This is a genomic window from Clostridium sp. BSD2780061688st1 H5, assembly GCF_005845155.1.
GTDB classification, from domain to species: Bacteria; Bacillota; Clostridia; order Lachnospirales; family Lachnospiraceae; genus Claveliimonas; species Claveliimonas intestinigallinarum.
Genome location: NZ_SPGT01000003.1, coordinates 130,853 through 146,969, shown reverse-complemented (window position 1 = coordinate 146,969; position 16,117 = coordinate 130,853). Strand labels below are relative to the sequence as shown.

The 16,117-nt window shown below is 41.3% G+C and carries 19 protein-coding genes; 2 read left to right on the top strand and 17 right to left on the bottom strand.

What is annotated here, in order from left to right; translation table 11 throughout:
* A complete protein-coding gene (locus FGQ86_RS03310; protein WP_138302992.1) occupies nucleotides 1-369 on the top strand; it encodes a hypothetical protein in 369 nt (122 codons plus the stop codon).
* A 120-nt stretch (nucleotides 370-489) separates the two neighbouring features.
* Here FGQ86_RS03310 and FGQ86_RS03305 read toward each other — a convergent pair whose 3' ends face one another.
* The 15 genes from FGQ86_RS03305 to FGQ86_RS03235 form a co-directional block, all read right to left on the bottom strand.
* Nucleotides 490-870 carry a hypothetical protein gene (locus FGQ86_RS03305; RefSeq protein WP_138302991.1) on the bottom strand — a complete coding sequence of 127 codons (381 nt, stop codon included), beginning with the start codon at nucleotides 868-870 and terminating at the stop codon, nucleotides 490-492.
* Nucleotides 871-919: 49 nt separating this feature from the next.
* On the bottom strand, nucleotides 920-1,414 hold the full coding sequence (locus tag FGQ86_RS03300) for an NADAR family protein (RefSeq protein WP_243127140.1): 495 nt from the start codon (nucleotides 1,412-1,414) through the stop codon (nucleotides 920-922).
* The gene (locus FGQ86_RS03295) at nucleotides 1,411-1,680 is read right to left on the bottom strand and encodes a hypothetical protein (RefSeq protein WP_138302990.1); all 270 of its coding nucleotides are present in this window, start codon (nucleotides 1,678-1,680) and stop codon (nucleotides 1,411-1,413) included. Before FGQ86_RS03295 ends, FGQ86_RS03300 begins: the two co-directional genes overlap by 4 nt.
* Nucleotides 1,681-1,737: 57 nt before the next feature.
* Complete coding sequence (locus FGQ86_RS03290) at nucleotides 1,738-2,643, bottom strand: hypothetical protein (protein WP_138302989.1); 906 nt, start codon at nucleotides 2,641-2,643, stop codon at nucleotides 1,738-1,740.
* A 15-nt stretch (nucleotides 2,644-2,658) separates the two neighbouring features.
* The gene (locus FGQ86_RS03285) at nucleotides 2,659-2,904 is read right to left on the bottom strand and encodes a hypothetical protein (protein ID WP_138302988.1); all 246 of its coding nucleotides are present in this window, start codon (nucleotides 2,902-2,904) and stop codon (nucleotides 2,659-2,661) included.
* Nucleotides 2,882-3,544, bottom strand: coding sequence for a hypothetical protein (locus tag FGQ86_RS03280; protein WP_138302987.1), 663 nt, complete (start codon nucleotides 3,542-3,544; stop codon nucleotides 2,882-2,884). The genes FGQ86_RS03285 and FGQ86_RS03280 overlap by 23 nt, the downstream gene beginning before the upstream one ends.
* Nucleotides 3,541-3,792, bottom strand: coding sequence for a hypothetical protein (locus FGQ86_RS03275; protein ID WP_138302986.1), 252 nt, complete (start codon nucleotides 3,790-3,792; stop codon nucleotides 3,541-3,543). Before FGQ86_RS03275 ends, FGQ86_RS03280 begins: the two co-directional genes overlap by 4 nt.
* A 13-nt stretch (nucleotides 3,793-3,805) precedes the next feature.
* The gene (locus FGQ86_RS03270) at nucleotides 3,806-4,354 is read right to left on the bottom strand and encodes a sigma-70 family RNA polymerase sigma factor (protein WP_138302985.1); all 549 of its coding nucleotides are present in this window, start codon (nucleotides 4,352-4,354) and stop codon (nucleotides 3,806-3,808) included.
* 40 nt (nucleotides 4,355-4,394) lie between these two features.
* The gene (locus FGQ86_RS03265) at nucleotides 4,395-4,910 is read right to left on the bottom strand and encodes an AbrB/MazE/SpoVT family DNA-binding domain-containing protein (RefSeq protein ID WP_171031502.1); all 516 of its coding nucleotides are present in this window, start codon (nucleotides 4,908-4,910) and stop codon (nucleotides 4,395-4,397) included.
* Nucleotides 4,911-4,957: 47 nt separating this feature from the next.
* Entirely contained in the window at nucleotides 4,958-5,737 is a 780-nt protein-coding gene (locus FGQ86_RS03260) for a hypothetical protein (protein WP_138302983.1), read from the bottom strand.
* Between the two features lie 16 nt (nucleotides 5,738-5,753).
* Nucleotides 5,754-7,826, bottom strand: coding sequence for a VWA domain-containing protein (locus FGQ86_RS03255; protein WP_347562472.1), 2,073 nt, complete (start codon nucleotides 7,824-7,826; stop codon nucleotides 5,754-5,756).
* A gap of 2 nt (nucleotides 7,827-7,828) precedes the next feature.
* Nucleotides 7,829-8,077 (bottom strand): helix-turn-helix transcriptional regulator, encoded by a 249-nt coding sequence (locus FGQ86_RS03250; protein ID WP_087150758.1) that lies wholly within the window; start codon nucleotides 8,075-8,077, stop codon nucleotides 7,829-7,831.
* Nucleotides 8,078-8,087: 10 nt separating this feature from the next.
* A complete protein-coding gene (locus FGQ86_RS03245; protein ID WP_138302981.1) occupies nucleotides 8,088-9,899 on the bottom strand; it encodes an AAA family ATPase in 1,812 nt (603 codons plus the stop codon).
* Nucleotides 9,900-9,916: 17 nt separating this feature from the next.
* Nucleotides 9,917-10,687: a hypothetical protein gene (locus FGQ86_RS03240; protein ID WP_138302980.1), complete on the bottom strand. Its 771-nt coding sequence runs from the start codon at nucleotides 10,685-10,687 to the stop codon at nucleotides 9,917-9,919.
* Between the two features lie 87 nt (nucleotides 10,688-10,774).
* Nucleotides 10,775-11,452: a single-stranded DNA-binding protein gene (locus tag FGQ86_RS03235; protein WP_138302979.1), complete on the bottom strand. Its 678-nt coding sequence runs from the start codon at nucleotides 11,450-11,452 to the stop codon at nucleotides 10,775-10,777.
* 440 nt (nucleotides 11,453-11,892) lie between these two features.
* Here FGQ86_RS03235 and FGQ86_RS03230 point away from each other — a divergent pair, with 440 nt between their 5' ends.
* Nucleotides 11,893-14,829 (top strand): HD domain-containing protein, encoded by a 2,937-nt coding sequence (locus FGQ86_RS03230; protein WP_138302978.1) that lies wholly within the window; start codon nucleotides 11,893-11,895, stop codon nucleotides 14,827-14,829.
* 137 nt (nucleotides 14,830-14,966) lie between these two features.
* On the opposite strand, the gene FGQ86_RS03225 is transcribed toward FGQ86_RS03230, so the two are convergent.
* Together FGQ86_RS03225 and FGQ86_RS03220 are read right to left on the bottom strand one after the other, a co-directional pair.
* Complete coding sequence (locus FGQ86_RS03225) at nucleotides 14,967-15,398, bottom strand: hypothetical protein (protein ID WP_138302977.1); 432 nt, start codon at nucleotides 15,396-15,398, stop codon at nucleotides 14,967-14,969.
* A 9-nt stretch (nucleotides 15,399-15,407) separates the two neighbouring features.
* Nucleotides 15,408-16,103 (bottom strand): cell division protein, encoded by a 696-nt coding sequence (locus FGQ86_RS03220; protein ID WP_138302976.1) that lies wholly within the window; start codon nucleotides 16,101-16,103, stop codon nucleotides 15,408-15,410.
* Between the last annotated feature and the right edge of the window lie 14 nt (nucleotides 16,104-16,117).

Below are 16,117 nucleotides of genomic sequence, written 5' to 3'. Positions count from 1 at the left end.
ATGTTCACACAAGAACAGAATGAAGAGATTAGGAAAGTAATTAACGTATTTGATGATTATATCCGGGAAACGCCTTATTTTGATTTAGTGTGGTCTGATAAACTGGGATACGTCATGCTTAATGGGATTACGGATGATGGTGATGACTTTTATATAGCACCTGCTATCCTAAGAGACGGGGCAACTCTATTTGATCATATTATTCGTTTTATTTCCACAGATCTGATGAAACGCGAGGGCAAGCCTTCTGATCTGACATTATGTGGAACGGCAGAGCAGCAGGAAATCCGGGATACGCTGTCGCCGTATACAGAACAATTGCCAGAATACGGATATCTGGTCGATGAACTATTCGCAAAGTATGAATAATTGGTTTTGAGATATGAAAAGAGCCGTCCTTGTTGGGCGGCTCGAAGTCTCTTTACAACTTTTGTTCAAAAGAATAGTGATTCATTATGTACAGTGGTGATGGCATGAGCGCATCTGTGGTTAAAAATTCAATACATTATCCGTATAAGATGTTGGAAAGATGTAATAGACTTCCCCATTTTCCCACTGATCGGTAATACTTTCTACAACAGTTGTCTCAAAGTGTTCCGAAAGATAGTCGAAGGATTCATCATTGCTGATGTGTTGAAGAAAGTGCTTACGGACCATATCTTCCACAAATCGACAATCTTCTTTGGAATATTCTCCTGATTCCAGTTTGATACACTTTCTGTATCGTTTACAGTCAAGAAAGAACTGATGAAATTCCTCCAAGGAGGCTGTTTTTTCTGAGATGTAATATGGATCTAAAATAATTTTTCTGGCAAAAGACTCCATGAGAAAGCCAAAATCGTTATCATTTACAGTAATTTTGATGATCATTCTATCCCTCCTGTGTATTTAGAAATACGTATGGTTTATTACAGTTAATTCAAATTCCACGTTTGAGTTTGGCTCGTATATCCATCAGGATAATCCCCAGATGATTTTCTCCATAGCCATTTACTGTACCCCAGTAACGGTCGCCCCATGTATTTCCTTCAAATAGCGGACAGCAACAAGTCTGCAGGAGTTTTTCACGCAGATCCGGATGCTGGAAGAATTTGGCCATGCAGATATTGTACATCTGCTCCAGCTTGATTTCTTCCCAGTCCTCTCTGAGCTGCAGATGTCGGCCAAGCCTTTTGGCATCTCCCGGATGCTGAAGGTTCTGGATTGTGAATTCCTTCCGCTTATTGGGATTGCGTGTCTTCTGGGCCTGAAATGCTGCTTCGTTGTTTGCATAGCGCTGGCCCATATAGGTAATGGGAGCATAGTAAAAATTACTCAAGAAAAAGAATTCTCCGCGGAATTCCGTTACCGCTTCCTGTGCTGCAGGAGAAATTCTTACTGTCTCTGTATGCATTGTCCTCAATGTCTGGTTCATTCATGTTCACCTCTTTCATTCTTTATCAAAGCGACGGATGGAAGCTCGGCAATCGAGATCTGCCATTCGTGCCAGTCTCCGTGGACCACGGCTGTTGCAGAATAACCTTCCAGAAAGCTGCATTCCAGTTCATCCGGTGTTTGTTCAGCATCGTTTATTGCTTCCTCATACGCTGTCTTCATTGCATCATAAACAATAGAATAGTCTGTAGATACGACCGGATCTGTAAGCCCGTCCACATATCCATGTAAAATATATATTTGCATTTGCTGCCTCCTTATGAAAAGGAACCATCCAAAAAGGACAGTTCCTGCGAATTTTATTTAATTTCCTTCTGTGTTATTTTTCTTCTTAGCTTTTTCCTTGAGCCAAAGACCGTTGCTCTTTACCAGAATGCTGCAGTTTTCGATCTCGTACCGCTTTTTAAAAGCATTTGCGCTTTCCCTGGAATAGAACAGAAACATGGCATCATTCAGATCATAGACGGAAACAGCAACCTTTCCGTCAGGTGTTGTCCGTTCACTTTTACTGAAATGACGCAGCAAATTCGGGATTATGGGAGGCATGGGGATTGTATTCCATCTCTCACCATAGCCGAGCTCCTTATAGATGGGTAAGTCATCCTCAAAAACTGCACAGCGCATAGCAGCAGCAAAACCAGCCGGTAACAGCTCCATCAATTTCTTAAGCTCCTTGGTAACTATCTCAAAGATGTACTCCGGATCGGAAAATGCATTGATTTGTTTCCTGATTTTGGATTCAGCGGATCTGTATGCCTTGAAAGCACGATTCCCCTGTTCTTTCAGGTCTTCGATTGATATCTCGGAGGAGAACAAGTTCCTGCTATGTAAGAGATTAGAGATTGTCTCCGGATTTTCATAAAGAACAGTAATGGCAAAATGATAGAATTTCAGTTCAGAGAGAAGCAAAATCGGATTATAAACCGGCATCTCAGAGACTTCAAAATATTTTTTGCCATTATAGAATCCATCTTCACAGCACTGTCTGAGGATACATATAACCAGATCATATAACGGCTTGTCCGTAATTCCCTTTATGATGCTGCCATTATCTATGGAGGCTAATTTTCGAATCTCATCCGCAGATAATGAAGGCATTCTCCAGTTCTTTTGGACAATAATTTTGCCCAGTTCCCAACAGAGCTCGTCGTCTTTTAAAAATTCTTCGATGTAATCAAAGTCATTAAGCAAATATATTTTATTTCTCATTTCATCCCTTCTTTCCTATGCAGCCTGCAAAGCAATAGCATTCTGCTGTACCATCAGCTCTATTTTGTTAAATATTGTGTTGAGCGTATCATTAAATGTGCAGTTACAATCCTGAAGTTCCTGATACAACTTGTATGCGGCTTCCAGTAATTGCGTCTCGTTTTCCAGTGTATCTACAGGAAGATTACACAGACCGATCTCCTGATCGAACCGATCAATATACCGTTCCACAAAGTCTTCAGCGAATGCCTGATACTTCATGATTTCGTAAGCCTGCTCCATTTCCCTGTTCGTCAACGGGATTGCAATTCGTTTCGTTCCGTTCATTCGGTAAATATTCATTCGTTGCTTCCTTTCTTGTTACAGGAATCGTAGTGTCATAGGGCCGTTCCCTGAGATAGATCAGCAATTTCCACTCCAGATTAAGCTCATGATCAATCCATTTTCCATCCACCCAGATCTGCTTTGTGATCGTATTGTAGATGACCGGCTCCCGTTCCATATGATCCAGATCTGCCACAAGGCATGTTTCCAGATCCACAAAGGGCCAGAGAGCGGTTTCCACCTTACTTTTTAATTCTTGTATCAGTGGATCTATTGCTGCTATGCTGTAGGTTCTGCTGATACAGCGGGAAATCTCAGGAATCAGACCAGTCTCATCTATGGCTCGTTGAAGAGTCTCAATCTGATGACCTTCAGGCATATAAGGATTCTTATAAAGCCGGTCCGCAAGCCGCGTGCAGATATAGAGCCGGAGTAAATGGTTGATCTGACCGAGGAGCTGGTAATAGGCATTCCGGAATCTTGTTCTGAGTTCATCACGGGGAACTTGCTCTCGGTTTCTTTTCAGGATAGAGAGCAGCTTTTGCAGACTGCTCTCCAGTTCTATTATCTTATTCAAGCACATATCACCCCGGTTTTTGCGTTCGCCGTAGTATAATCAAGGCGATAGATGATATTTTTTGTTTCAAACAAAATACCTGACTCGGATACTTCCCAGATCTTTTCTACTTCGGAAGTAGGGTGGATACCTGAATTGCTGATGATCCATGCACGCTCTCCCACGCGAAGCGGAAGGGAAAGATATCCGGTTAGATGTAATTCTTTTTTGGGATGATTCTGAAAGTTAATCACTTTATTCTTCTCCATATCCTGTCTCCTCTCATATGGCGGCCTTACGGATTCTTGGCGACATCAGACGGTTGCGAAAACGACTGATGCGGTTTTGAACTCCTGCTACGCTGATACTGCAGTACTCGCTGATCTCGTGATAGGAGTATCCGTCTGCCTTTAAATACAGAACCTCCCGTTCTTTCGGTGTAGAATAAGAAAGCAGCTCATAGAGGATTTCACGATCAAACATTTGATCTTCAATCGCCTTTTCCCGATCCGGAAGAAGACGGTTTAATTCGTTAAGGCTGGAATCTTCCTCAAAGGAAAGAGTTGCAGCACAGCGTTTCGGACGGCGCTGGTAGATCTGTTCTTCTGCCAGAGCATCCATCATCCGGCTCCATGCAATCGTAGAAAAACGATACTTCTGAAGTTCGGGATCAGCAAGATAGCTCTGAACCGCAGAAAGATAACCGAAGATTACAACATCATAGTAATCTGCCATTTTCAGATGAAAATGAGACAGAAAGTGTAAAACTGTGTCGTGATGTTTGTCCGCAAACTGACGTTCATTCTCTGATAATACTGTTATTTTCTTCATTGTGTTTCTTCCTCCTTTGTAAAAAGCATGAAAATCGTAATTATATGTTGGGGCTGCTGATCAGTGAGGCAATCAGGCGGGCGCAGGCCCGTTCCGATTCCGTGATTTCACGTCTCCCCTTGATGACAACAAGTGCTGAAGACTGCCAGAATCTATCCGGTGCAGACAGCGGGATTAAAGTATCTACTTGGGAAACCGATGTATCTGTCAGATAAACCGGCTCTGTAAATATCTGCTGTTTTCCGGACCGGATATAATTCTGAAGGGTTTCAGATATAGTCGTTCCTTCCATGACACAGAGACCTTTGGATACAATCACCTGATCTTCCGTGCATATAGCAGCGCCGCAGCGGGTAACGGAGTAAAGAATATTGAGATATTTTTTCATACTGCGATCCCCGGCAGAAGCGCTTTTGTATTTACTTAACAGGACTCCGTTTTCTACGGTGCGGATCTCTAAGGTATCTCCGCCGGAAAGGTTCATAGTCCGTCGGATTTCATGAGGTATAATGATCCGCCCCTGAGAATCCATTGTCCGAATCATTGCTGGTTTCATTGTGTCCTCCTTCATCTGGTGAGGGGATAGAGATCCCCTCGAATCGCTCAGGCCGCATTAAAATCAGGATTATATCCGTTATCGTAGCCATTGCCGTAATTATCGCTGTAGTTTCCACTGTAACTGTTGTCATAGTTCCCGCCATACGAATCGGTGTATCCGTTGTATGCTGCACCGCCGTTGTTTTGTCTTTGGCTGAGTGCGTTCTGAAGGGCATCCTTTCCGCTTACGATCAGATTAGGTGCGATAGCACCTTCCCATGCATGGATATACCGGACGACGCGGTTTAAGACATGAAACATATCGGCATCGGTAAGGGAAATCTCAATCTTTGCGTTTGAATGAAAGCTGCCTTTTTTCATGTAAGATCCACCGTTTGGATTTTTAACAGCGATCCCTTTTCCGTTATCTACGGATATGATCCATGGAATCCGGCGCGGCTGTCCGTTAGGAGTAACAGTAGCCCGGATAATACTCAGCCGTGTCACCTGCGAATAGCCTCCCTGATCCTGTTCACCAAAGATTTTGTCCTGGTAAAAAGAGAATTCAGGTACTCCTGCGCATAACCGTGTGAAAATGAATTCCAGAGTGTCGGGAGATACGTTGGCATATACAGAAACCGTACGGTCGCCGGTGCCGTTGGAATAATCCAGAAGCCTTAACCCTATCAGAGAGCGAGCCTTCCGATTATTCTCATAGTATTCGCCGTCAGCGTGAAGCTGTGCATACCTGGTAACATCCGCAGTTTTGAGCTTGTCATAAAAGGCAATCAGCCTGCGGTCTGTTTTGAGTACGCTGATCTGCGTAGAAACATAAGGTTCATTCATATTGCTTTCCTTCTTTCTATTCAATGTATTGAGTAATAAGCTGGGGCAACAGCTTCGGTAATTTGTTTAAATCTGTAATATCCAGGAAACCGTCTCCGTAGATCCGCTTAATCCTCTCTTTATCTGAGCCGATTGCAGCCGCAAACAGGATGACACCTTTCTGGCGATATTCCTTTTTAATGGCCCGCAGATCCTTTTCAGCCTCGGTTCCGTAATATCCGGTTCCGGCAGGCTGACCGTCTGAGATCAGGATTAAGATTTTCAATTCTTCCGGTCGTTTTACAAGATGTTCTGCCACAAAGCGGAGCGCAGCTCCGTCTCTGTTTGCTACTCTGGCGGCCATATCCATTAACCGATAGCAGTCCTGATTATCAATCGAATCAAATTCTGCATAGGAATATAGCTGTACAGCATCGGAGTAATCTTCTGTATGACCATAGATCGTGACGGGGATATCAAGAGAACGGCAGAAATCATAGAGAATAATTGCGGTTTGGTTTGCCATTGGAAGCCGGGCCGCACTTCCCATAGAGCCGCTTTCATCAATGAGCAGCCCCACAGCCAGTTCGGATGGATCTCCTGGAAGCCGGGTTCGCGAGAAATATCCGCCGTCATTGTGATATAGGTTCCTTGGTTCCAGACGCCTTCCATATACCAGATGATTCAGCTTTTCGCCGTTCCGTTTCTTATCAAGAATTTCACTGATCGATTGCTGCAACCGTCTGGAGATGTCTAAAAGTGGTCCGGCAATAGCATCATAGCTTCGCTTCAGCCGATCCGGAACATGAGTCATGCGGTTGACGTAGATATGGATTCCCTTATGGATATTGCCGTATTGAATTGCGTTGGACTCCTTCTGGAGCTCTTCGGAAAGATCTTCCTCATACTCCAGTTCGGCCAGATCCTTTGCGAGTTTTGTAAGCACGCCCTTGATATCGTTCGCAGCGTCTTCATAACCAGAGCCGGTATAATCGAAGCTATAAGAAATCCCCGGGTTGTTGCCAACTGACAGATCAGAAGTTTTTTCAAGCGCAATGCGCCCGGTTTCCTCCTGGAGAATTTCCTGTATTTCTTCCCGGCCTTCCTGAAGAACGCCTTTGTCGATTTTTGCTTTGCGTTTATCTTTGGGGCGCCCCTTTTTCTTAGGAAGCGGGCTGCCTCCGGCCACCTGTCTGCCAAGTGTTTCCGCCAGTTCTTCTCCAAACGTGTCAAGATCTCCGGATTGTTCCCGCTGTTCTGCTTCCTGGATCAAGGGCTTGATATATTCCCACAGGATAACGAGAATTTCATTTGCTGCCTTGAACCGTTCCCGCGGATCTGCTTCATAGATGCATTCGGAAACAATGGGAAGACATTCGTAAAAATAATCCAGATATTCCCCCTGGTAATTGGTAGGATTGTTGATGTCTCCTGCCTTGCAGTAATGGATCAGCAGATTCGCGACAATGGCAAATCCCTGATAGTGGCTGTCAATCTGTTTCTGGATTGACGGGATCTGTTCTGCATATCTGTCATTGTTGAGGTTAATGCCCTGACGGATGCTTCCCGGAAATTCCTGGCACATTCTGGCTTCGATATAAACATCTTCAAGGATGTTGAGAAGCTGAGATGCAAATTTCGCCAGTGCGAGGCGTGCGGCTTTACCACTGAGGGCCTGTGATAATTCTTGATAATTAGAGGCATATTGGGAAGCAGCGATGGTTGGTTCACATGGATAAAAGCTGCCGTTTTCCAAAGAACTCAGATATAAGGACGATGCGGTGAAATCAGTGAATAACATATGCCCGCATTCATGTCCGTTCATGCCAGTTAAGCTAAGGGATTTTAAGAGCCTGGTAGGAAAGCTGGCGGTGATCTTATTGGCAGCGTTCATATGAATTGTGATGTTATTTGTATATGCGACAGCCGCATTTTCATCTTCATTCCACATCATTACAACATGAACACCTGACCGGTATCGTTTGGTAATACCTTCAGCAATTCGGCTCTGATAATCCGCATAAGCGCCAGAGGAAAAAAGTTCTTTGTCTGTAATCTCATCGCGCTTTTCCATGATCTGCTTTTTGAGTAATCTGTAATCTGCGCGCAAAATCATTCTCCTTTCGATAGATCTGTTGTAAGCAGCCGCTCCATCGGTATCCCGGAATAGAGGGATACCAGATAGACCACATATGCGGTCGGAGCTGCACGGTTTGCTTCATACATACTAACAGCATACTTAGAAAGGCAGAGCCTTCTTGCAAGTGCTGCCTGTGATAGCCTATATTTGCTTGTGCGCCTTATGTATGAAAGGTTCTTTGAGAAATTTGTCCGGATTTCGGACTCTGATAATTGATTCATAGAAACCTCCTTATGCTGCAAGAAGCGTCTTCATGCAGGTGTCTTCGATTTCTTTCCTGCAGGACGCATCTGAGGAGGCGGAGGAGAGGACAGTATATTTTGCTGCCTCTGAAATATCTTTGATAATCATGTAGGACTGTACCCATGCGATCAGTTCACGAACACCGCAGCAGCCGTCGCGGATGGAGGTTTCCTGACAGTATTCATGGATCTTATGTACAATCTGCGCCATCTTTGTTACTGCGGATTTGTCTTTACATCCGGTGACTCCCATTACCCGTTTCACCAGCGTTTGCTCATCCGGCTCATCCAGATCGATGACAAGGTTCATTCGGGATATGATGGATTGGTTCATGCCACGGCACCCGGCATAATCCACATTGGTTGTAATTACAATGACTGTATCCGGATGGCGTTCCACCGTTTCCCCGGTGGGAAGCGTGATGGATTTACACTGATCCAGAAGCCCGTTTAATCCAACCAGGACAGCAGGATTGGCAATGCAGGTAGGTTCCTGCAGCTCCAGCACATACCCATTGCGGATCGCTTCCACAAGAGGAGTATCTACATAGTGAAAAGAATTGCTCCCATTCTGTGCTGCAGCCGAATGTTCCCCATCCTGACGAACCTTCTCAAGCAAGGTTTTATAGACGGTAAATTCGTCAATTTCATCCTCATAAGTTCCGGTCAGCATATAATATGCACTTGCCGGGTCCATCTGGATATCTGTAAGGGATGGATAAGCCCCTCCGCTATCTTCTTTGTTCTCTTCTGTTGCCGGGAGAATCTGACCGATCAGATCAAATACTTCCGTATTCGCTGAGCAGGTAATGAACCGATAAGGAAGATGCAGTGCTGCAGCAATCGCCTTTGCACCTTCGGTTTTCCCGGTTCCTGCCGGACCACGCATCATAAAGTTACGCATGGCATGAGATGTTCCGGTTGTTCCTTTTGCGTGTTCGCAGATTATTTTGATCTCCGGAGGAATCAGATACCAATCTGGAAGGACTGGTACGGATAATTCCTCTTCGCTTGTCAGTACACGGGATTCATCGAGAACGTACTTCCCGATAAAATCATTGGATGCAATAGTGACTTTCGGACTGCCGGTCGCATTTATGTCTACCATGATTTCAAACTGGCCGGCCAGAGTATTTGTAGGAAGATACGTTCCACGTTTAATGTCCAGCGCGCGAAGCGCAGGAATTGCTCCTCCTGCCGGAATTACCACATTGACTCCATCTGCTCCAAGACCACTTGCATATTCAATGCGTCGGTACATATTGTCGCACATCAAAGCAGCCGCTTTACTTGTGGCGTCATCGTCTGGAAAACTGGCAGTGGCCTGAGCTTTATAATCCTGATACGCCTGGTTGAATTCCGGATCTCCCAGGAATGTAGGAAGCAGCGCAAAGAAAAGCGCCGTTCCGGAATTTCCGGCTTCGTCATAGGAATACGCAGTCGGCTTTGCCGTTGGCGCAATCGGATCGGGATATCGTCCTGCCGAAAATTTTCCGGTATTGCGGTTGAAGATGATTACCTGCAATTCCCCTGAACTGCTGGGATATTCTGCAACCGTAATGTCATTTCCCTGACTGCCTATGGCTCCCTCGTGTGCATGGCCGGAAGCCCGGTTCCCGAGCTCCAGATCCAGATACATCTGTACAGCCTGCATGATTAGCGGATGAACCGTTGCCTGACGCGCTTTTCCGGCAAAGTATTGAGTTGATATGTCTGATCGCCTCAGTAATGTTTTGGCGTATCCCGAAAAGGGAGAAATATGCGGCCGATTCCAGCTCCATGCTTCAAATAATTTACTCATTTTTTATCACCTTCTTTCTAATTCCGCCAAGAAAGGACAAGGGTGCTGCCCTGATTCTTGACTTTCAGTTCATTCTCTTCCAGGATTTTCGTGAGCTCTTTCCAATATTTCCTGCCTGGGAAATTGTCGAAACGTTCCTTGATGACAGGAGTATCTTTTTCCATGATAAATACGTCGCCATTTTCATTGATGGAAAGACTGGAATATCCTCTCGCATTTAGATCAGTGATCACCTGCTGAAGAACATTCTTCCCGATAAGTTCGTACCAGGAAGCGCAGTCAGTTGGCGGGGCCGTCTCTTTTCCATCATCTTCCGAAAAAGATGAACAGGTCAGATCTTTGATGATCAAAAGATGTAGTTGAATACTGCCGTAAGAATCCAGATTGATTTCTGCATGAGTATAATCGCCAGCCTGCATAAGCTGAATCCGGATTGTCTGTCCGGAGAGAATCCTTTTAATGCTGGGCGTTTTTTCCCAGTTCCAGGTGGCCTGCGGATATGCAGATCTTAATTTTTCTGTGATCCGATGACCAATCTGGCATATAAGAGCCGTTGCAAGAGGATCGTCTTCATCCATAACAGGCAGGTGCTTCTTCTTTTTGGGTATCCTTATCGGAGTTCTTTCCCATTGCGGAAAATGTATCCGGGGAAGGACTGCAAGAAACAGAGTTCCCAGAAGACCGATCAGAATAACAGCGAGAAGAATTCTCTGATCAAGATTTGTAGCAAACAGTGCCAAGACCAATACAACACCTGTGAATATTTTAAAAAATGTTAAACTTTTCATACTCTTTCATTCTCCTAAAAAAAGAGGAATTGTTAGGGGATTTCCCGATCCAATTCCTCTGTGATTATCCATGATTTATTTTACTACTTAATTGTACGGAAGCGGTTCCTGGGGAACGCCGTCAAACCCTTTAGAGTAGTAACTGTCTCCGGGATTCGGGTTATACCCATAGCTTCCTCCTGCATTCTGATTCGGGTTTCCATAGCCATTTGCCTGTGCAGGAACACCGCCAGGCACGCTGCCGGAATATCCGCCATTTATATTGCGGCTATTGGCAGAACTGCCATTTGGACCGTTCTTGCCTGCATAACTGCCGCCAGATGTATTCCCGTTCGGATTGCGGTTATTCTGTCCGCCGCCGCTTGGGTAACTACCATTCTGGTTATTCCCATTCGGCTGATAGTTTCCGTTCTGTCCATGATTAAAGTCCTGACCGGAATTCTGACGATTAGACAGACAAAATTCCCAGTTCTCTACATAGCAGTTGGCATTTACTCCGGGCTGCCCCTGATTATAAAGAAAAGCATCAATATCCAGATCTCCGCGGATCTGAATGCATGATCCCTTCTTTACTTTGGCATTTAACAGACGGTCAGCTAAAGTCTTGTTAAAATAACAGTGAATGAATAGAGCGTCATCTTTTCCATCTCTTTTCCGTCTTGGAACAGCGATATCAAGAGAAATATACTCCGTAGCGCTGTTCTTTGCTTGCTGCATGACCGGATCTTTTGTGGGCCTTCCTGAAAAAATTGTAAATAGTGACATAGTGATTCTCCTTTCTGCCTTCTGGCAATGAAATAATTTTGAAAATAAAAAAGTGCCATAAAAGGGCGGATTACGCCAATTTATGACACTAATTTCCAAACATAAACTACATGTGCTCTGGATGAATGGTCCAGACTCCCTTACGGGATAACACAAGAAATAAGTACAAAATCATAATAACACAATATATAGAAGAAATCAACGAATAACATACAATATATAAGCCTTGTAAATAATGATAAAGAAATCTTACAATTAGTTGATATATTTTGTGGCTCCATATTGGCCCTCGTCCAATAATATCGTGATAATAATTGTATTAATGGTAAAAAAATCTTATAATTTAACTCAGAAGAATGGAAGTTATTGTATTATCAAAAAGCGCTTCGAAAAAGGGAATAGAGAACTCCAGAGAAAGATAGTAATGAGGGAAAAAAATTATGAGTACTGTTATTGATTATTTAGTTGAGTTAGGTCTTGAAGGTGGAAAAAATTATTTAGTAGATAAAAAAGAAAAGGCTGAAATTGAAAAGAAGCTTAGAGAATATTGTAGCAAACAGCGTAGAATACATGAACTATCGTCTTTGGTAGATGAAATTGATTTTGAAGGAATATCTGAATATTTAATGACTACTTTATTAGAAAAAGTAGAAAAGTACTTGTTTGGTAAAAAGGATGAAAGAGATGTAGCCTACAATACAATAATAAATAAAGTAGAAGAATTTGAAATCAAAAAAAGTGGAAAAGCAGTATTGTTTGTTAAGGGATCATTGAACATAATATATAATTTTTATAGGAATAATATTGATAAGAGTGTATTGCTGATAGCAGGAGAGATAGAGGATACAATTTTGGATAGAATGGAAGAAATGAATAATCATAGAGTTCAAGTCAATCAAGCGGAAAAGAAGATTGTATCTAAGGGCAAGATGCTCTGTTATACGCCAAATAGGGGAAATAAAAAATTAGAGAAAATACACGATTTTGTTAATAAGAATTATATAAAAAGAGGATTAGGAGATGAATTAACTTTAGACGAGATAGAAAAGTATTCAAATTTATTTAAAGAAGTTGTCAGTGTAAAAAAAGATGAAAAAACTTACAATGTTACGGAGAATAATATTTTTGAATTTGTAAAAAAAGCGATTATAGAATGTAAAGATAAGCAAGACGTAATTAAAATTGTAGGGCCGGATGGAACTGGGAAAAGCTCTTTTTTATCAATTTTATATACCTATTTATATAAGTATTGTATAGATGAAAATATATGCCCCTTTTATATTAATCTACACTTTTATGACTCTATAATTTCCGATGACGATTATCAAGGCGAGATAACAAAGAATAAAATAAATGAAGATGTAAGAGATATAAAAGAATTTATTGAAGAGTATCCTGATCTTACATATGTTTTTATTATTGACGGTAATGAAAATTACTTTAGAACAACATTAAAAGCCGCCAAATACTTTCGCGAATTTTTAGATCATATTACAGGTCATAAAAAAATAGTATGTATTGGTGAAAAAACTAATATACATTCATATCGAACTCGAGATTACTATTATTTTATACAGTTACGTGCGGAGTATACATTTACATTTACTCCAATTTATGCATATGAGAAAGAAAAATTGAAAAAATTTATTGAGTTGTTCTTAGAAATTGGCGAAAATATTAAAATGAAGGATTCTATAAACCGCTATTTGAATTATTTTGATTTAGACGAAATTGATTTGAACATTTTAAATGTTTTCAGATTTTGTTATGAAAGAGATATGCTCAAAGGGGTACAGTCTTTAAGTGAATTATACAAAAAATATTGTCTCTCATATCTTGAAGATAACTGTGAATTTTATGATTGCGCAAAGATGTCATATCAATATTTTATGACAAATAAAAAGTTTTTACAAAACGAAATATATTCTAATATTAGAAAATGGAATTTGATTCATCAACATAAAACAACATCCAATTTCCTTATTGCATATTATTATATTGAATGTTTTAAAAGATATGATGAGGATAATAATTCAGCTCAATTAGAATGTGTGTTCACGCAAGATATTAATGTATTTATAAAATCATTAATAAATGAAAATGAAGGAACACAAAGATTAATCCTTAATAAATGTAAACAGGTATACGAAGAAGGGGGAATACTGGCTCAGGCACAAGCAGTGTACATGGTGGGGAGGCTGACCAATCCGGGCATAATAACAAGAGCACTTCATTGGCTTAACAAGAAATATGAAGAACTTGATGTTAAGTTAAAGACTAAAAATATACGTCAAATTACAGAAGAACTTAAGAATATATATTTTTTATTTAGGTGTGTTAATATTAGTCTGATTTATTTAGGACAAAAAGATAAAAAGGAAGGGTATATAGAATTATTATTAACTACTCCTATAATCAATGAAATTAATAGGACCTTTCATTTGGAATATTATGGGGATATTTTAAGAACTCCGGATAGTCCAATTTATTATTATGAAGATGATGGTTCAGCCAAGATAGATAAGACATATAGTAAATTGTATAGCCGAATACTAAAATTTTTAAAGGCGTCTAAAGGATATCGAGATTTCAGTTTTGAAATTAATTTGCTGACATTGTGTTCATTGGTTCAAGTACGAATGGGAAAAGAGTCACTACCTAATGAGTATATACAAAAGTTACAAAGTATTATTGATGAAAGTCTTAATAAAAAGGGAAATTCTTTTGGGATTGATTTTAAAGCATATTTAATGATGCTTAAAGAAGATATAACAGATAATGCATATTCAGCATACCATTTATACGAAAAATTATATGGAATTAAAAAAATTGAACGAAACGGATGGAAAAAAGGAATAAAGAATAATGCTATAGAACATCCTTATGAAAATGTCGCAGAACATATTTATTTTACTTGGATGCTGGGAATGCTATATCTTCCAGATAATCCTCCAGAGGGGGCGGAGTATAAGTATTATGATAAGCAAAAAATTTTAGATATCATATTAATACATGATTGGGCAGAAATTGATGTAGGTGATGCTGTACCTGAAGAAGATACGGAAGAACATCGTGAATTGGAAGATCTTAAGATGCGAATACTTCTAATGCATGACACATACAATGAAGTGGGAAATATGTCACAATATAAAACGATGTGGAATTTATATGGTAAAAATAAAACTGATATTAATGTAAAACTAGCTTATGAAATGGATAAAATACAGGCTATATATCAGTTTTATCTTTATTCTAATGAAGGGGCAGAATTTACTGATGAAAAAAGAGAAAATTGGATTAATGAGAAAAATAAGATAACATCCTCAGTTGGACAAAAAATACTACAAGAATTAGTGTTAGACAAATATGAGAAATGAATGATAGGTACAAAAGCTTAAGTCTAATCTGACAGATACTAGGCTATGAAAAAGTAGCAGAGGCATGAAATTAAAGTTTTGACTAAGTAGCCGGAAACGGAATAATCCTGTTTCCGGCTTTTAGCAGTATTCATTGTTTATGATTGTGATACAGATTCTACGATCTCTTCAAATCCCAACAGATTTGGCGCGGATGGATCAATCGCTTCAGTACTACTGGATTTTTTACGAAAATACAGCTTATAGTGATGTCCTTCCAGTAGCTTTATACTTTTCTCAAATGTGAAATGATATTCTTTCCCCTCATCTGACTTAAATGTAATCTGCTGACTCTTCTTAAAAAGGGAAGGCTCTCTTTTTACGCATATCCCGGAGAGGACATAATAAGATCCGGATCTGATATCTCTTAACAGGAGCAAGAAGCGGATCAGGCTGCAGGCACCAATGAGGATACTCAGCATCAGAAGGATACGATCTCCGGTGCTCAGGGCATAGACACTTCCGCCCAGTAAACAAAGAAAGCCGATTGCAGCAACTGCAACCAGCTTTGAAAATAATGGCTTTGGCATAGTAACTCCTTATTTTTGAAAAATTATCTGTTTCTTCAGGTATAAATTCGCGATTCCTTCAAGAACCGGATACTGAACATGGTTCAGTACTGTCTGTTCGATATCTTCCGGGCTTTCCGAATTCGTCAGGCGCTGAGCATCCGGTGAATCTGGTAAAAATTTCAGATCAGGCACCTCCTGCAAAGCGGAAGGATCTACAAATCCAATCAGCTCGGCTACTGAGAAGGAAAGATGCTGTGCCAGCTTCAGGATCAGGGCTTCCATCGGTGTATTCTCAGGTCGCTTCAAATAATGGGGTATCCTGTAAAGCGGCAGACGTCCACTCAGCCAGAGCTTGATGCAGGCAAAGAACCGAACGTGGAAAGCCTCATTTACTGGAGCAATATGAAGATGCCCGAGGAGATGATAAAGAGCATCTACAGCAGTACAGCCGGTTCCATTTACAACAAGTCCTCGGATGAGCAGTCTCCGCAGAATATAGTCGAAGTCCGGATCTCCGGGCAAATTCTGGTGTTTGATACCTGCCTGGTAGAACCGGAGCAGCTCTTCTTTGGTGAGGATCTGGAAAGCCAGACCGGACCAAAGAATGAGTTCCCGGGGCGTAACGGCATACTCTTTTTTATTGACTCGAACAATGGGGAGTTGTTTTCCATATTCTGTTTTCTGCATTGTCAGATGTCCTACGGCTGTAAATAGTGTCAGCATAGATTTTTCTCCTT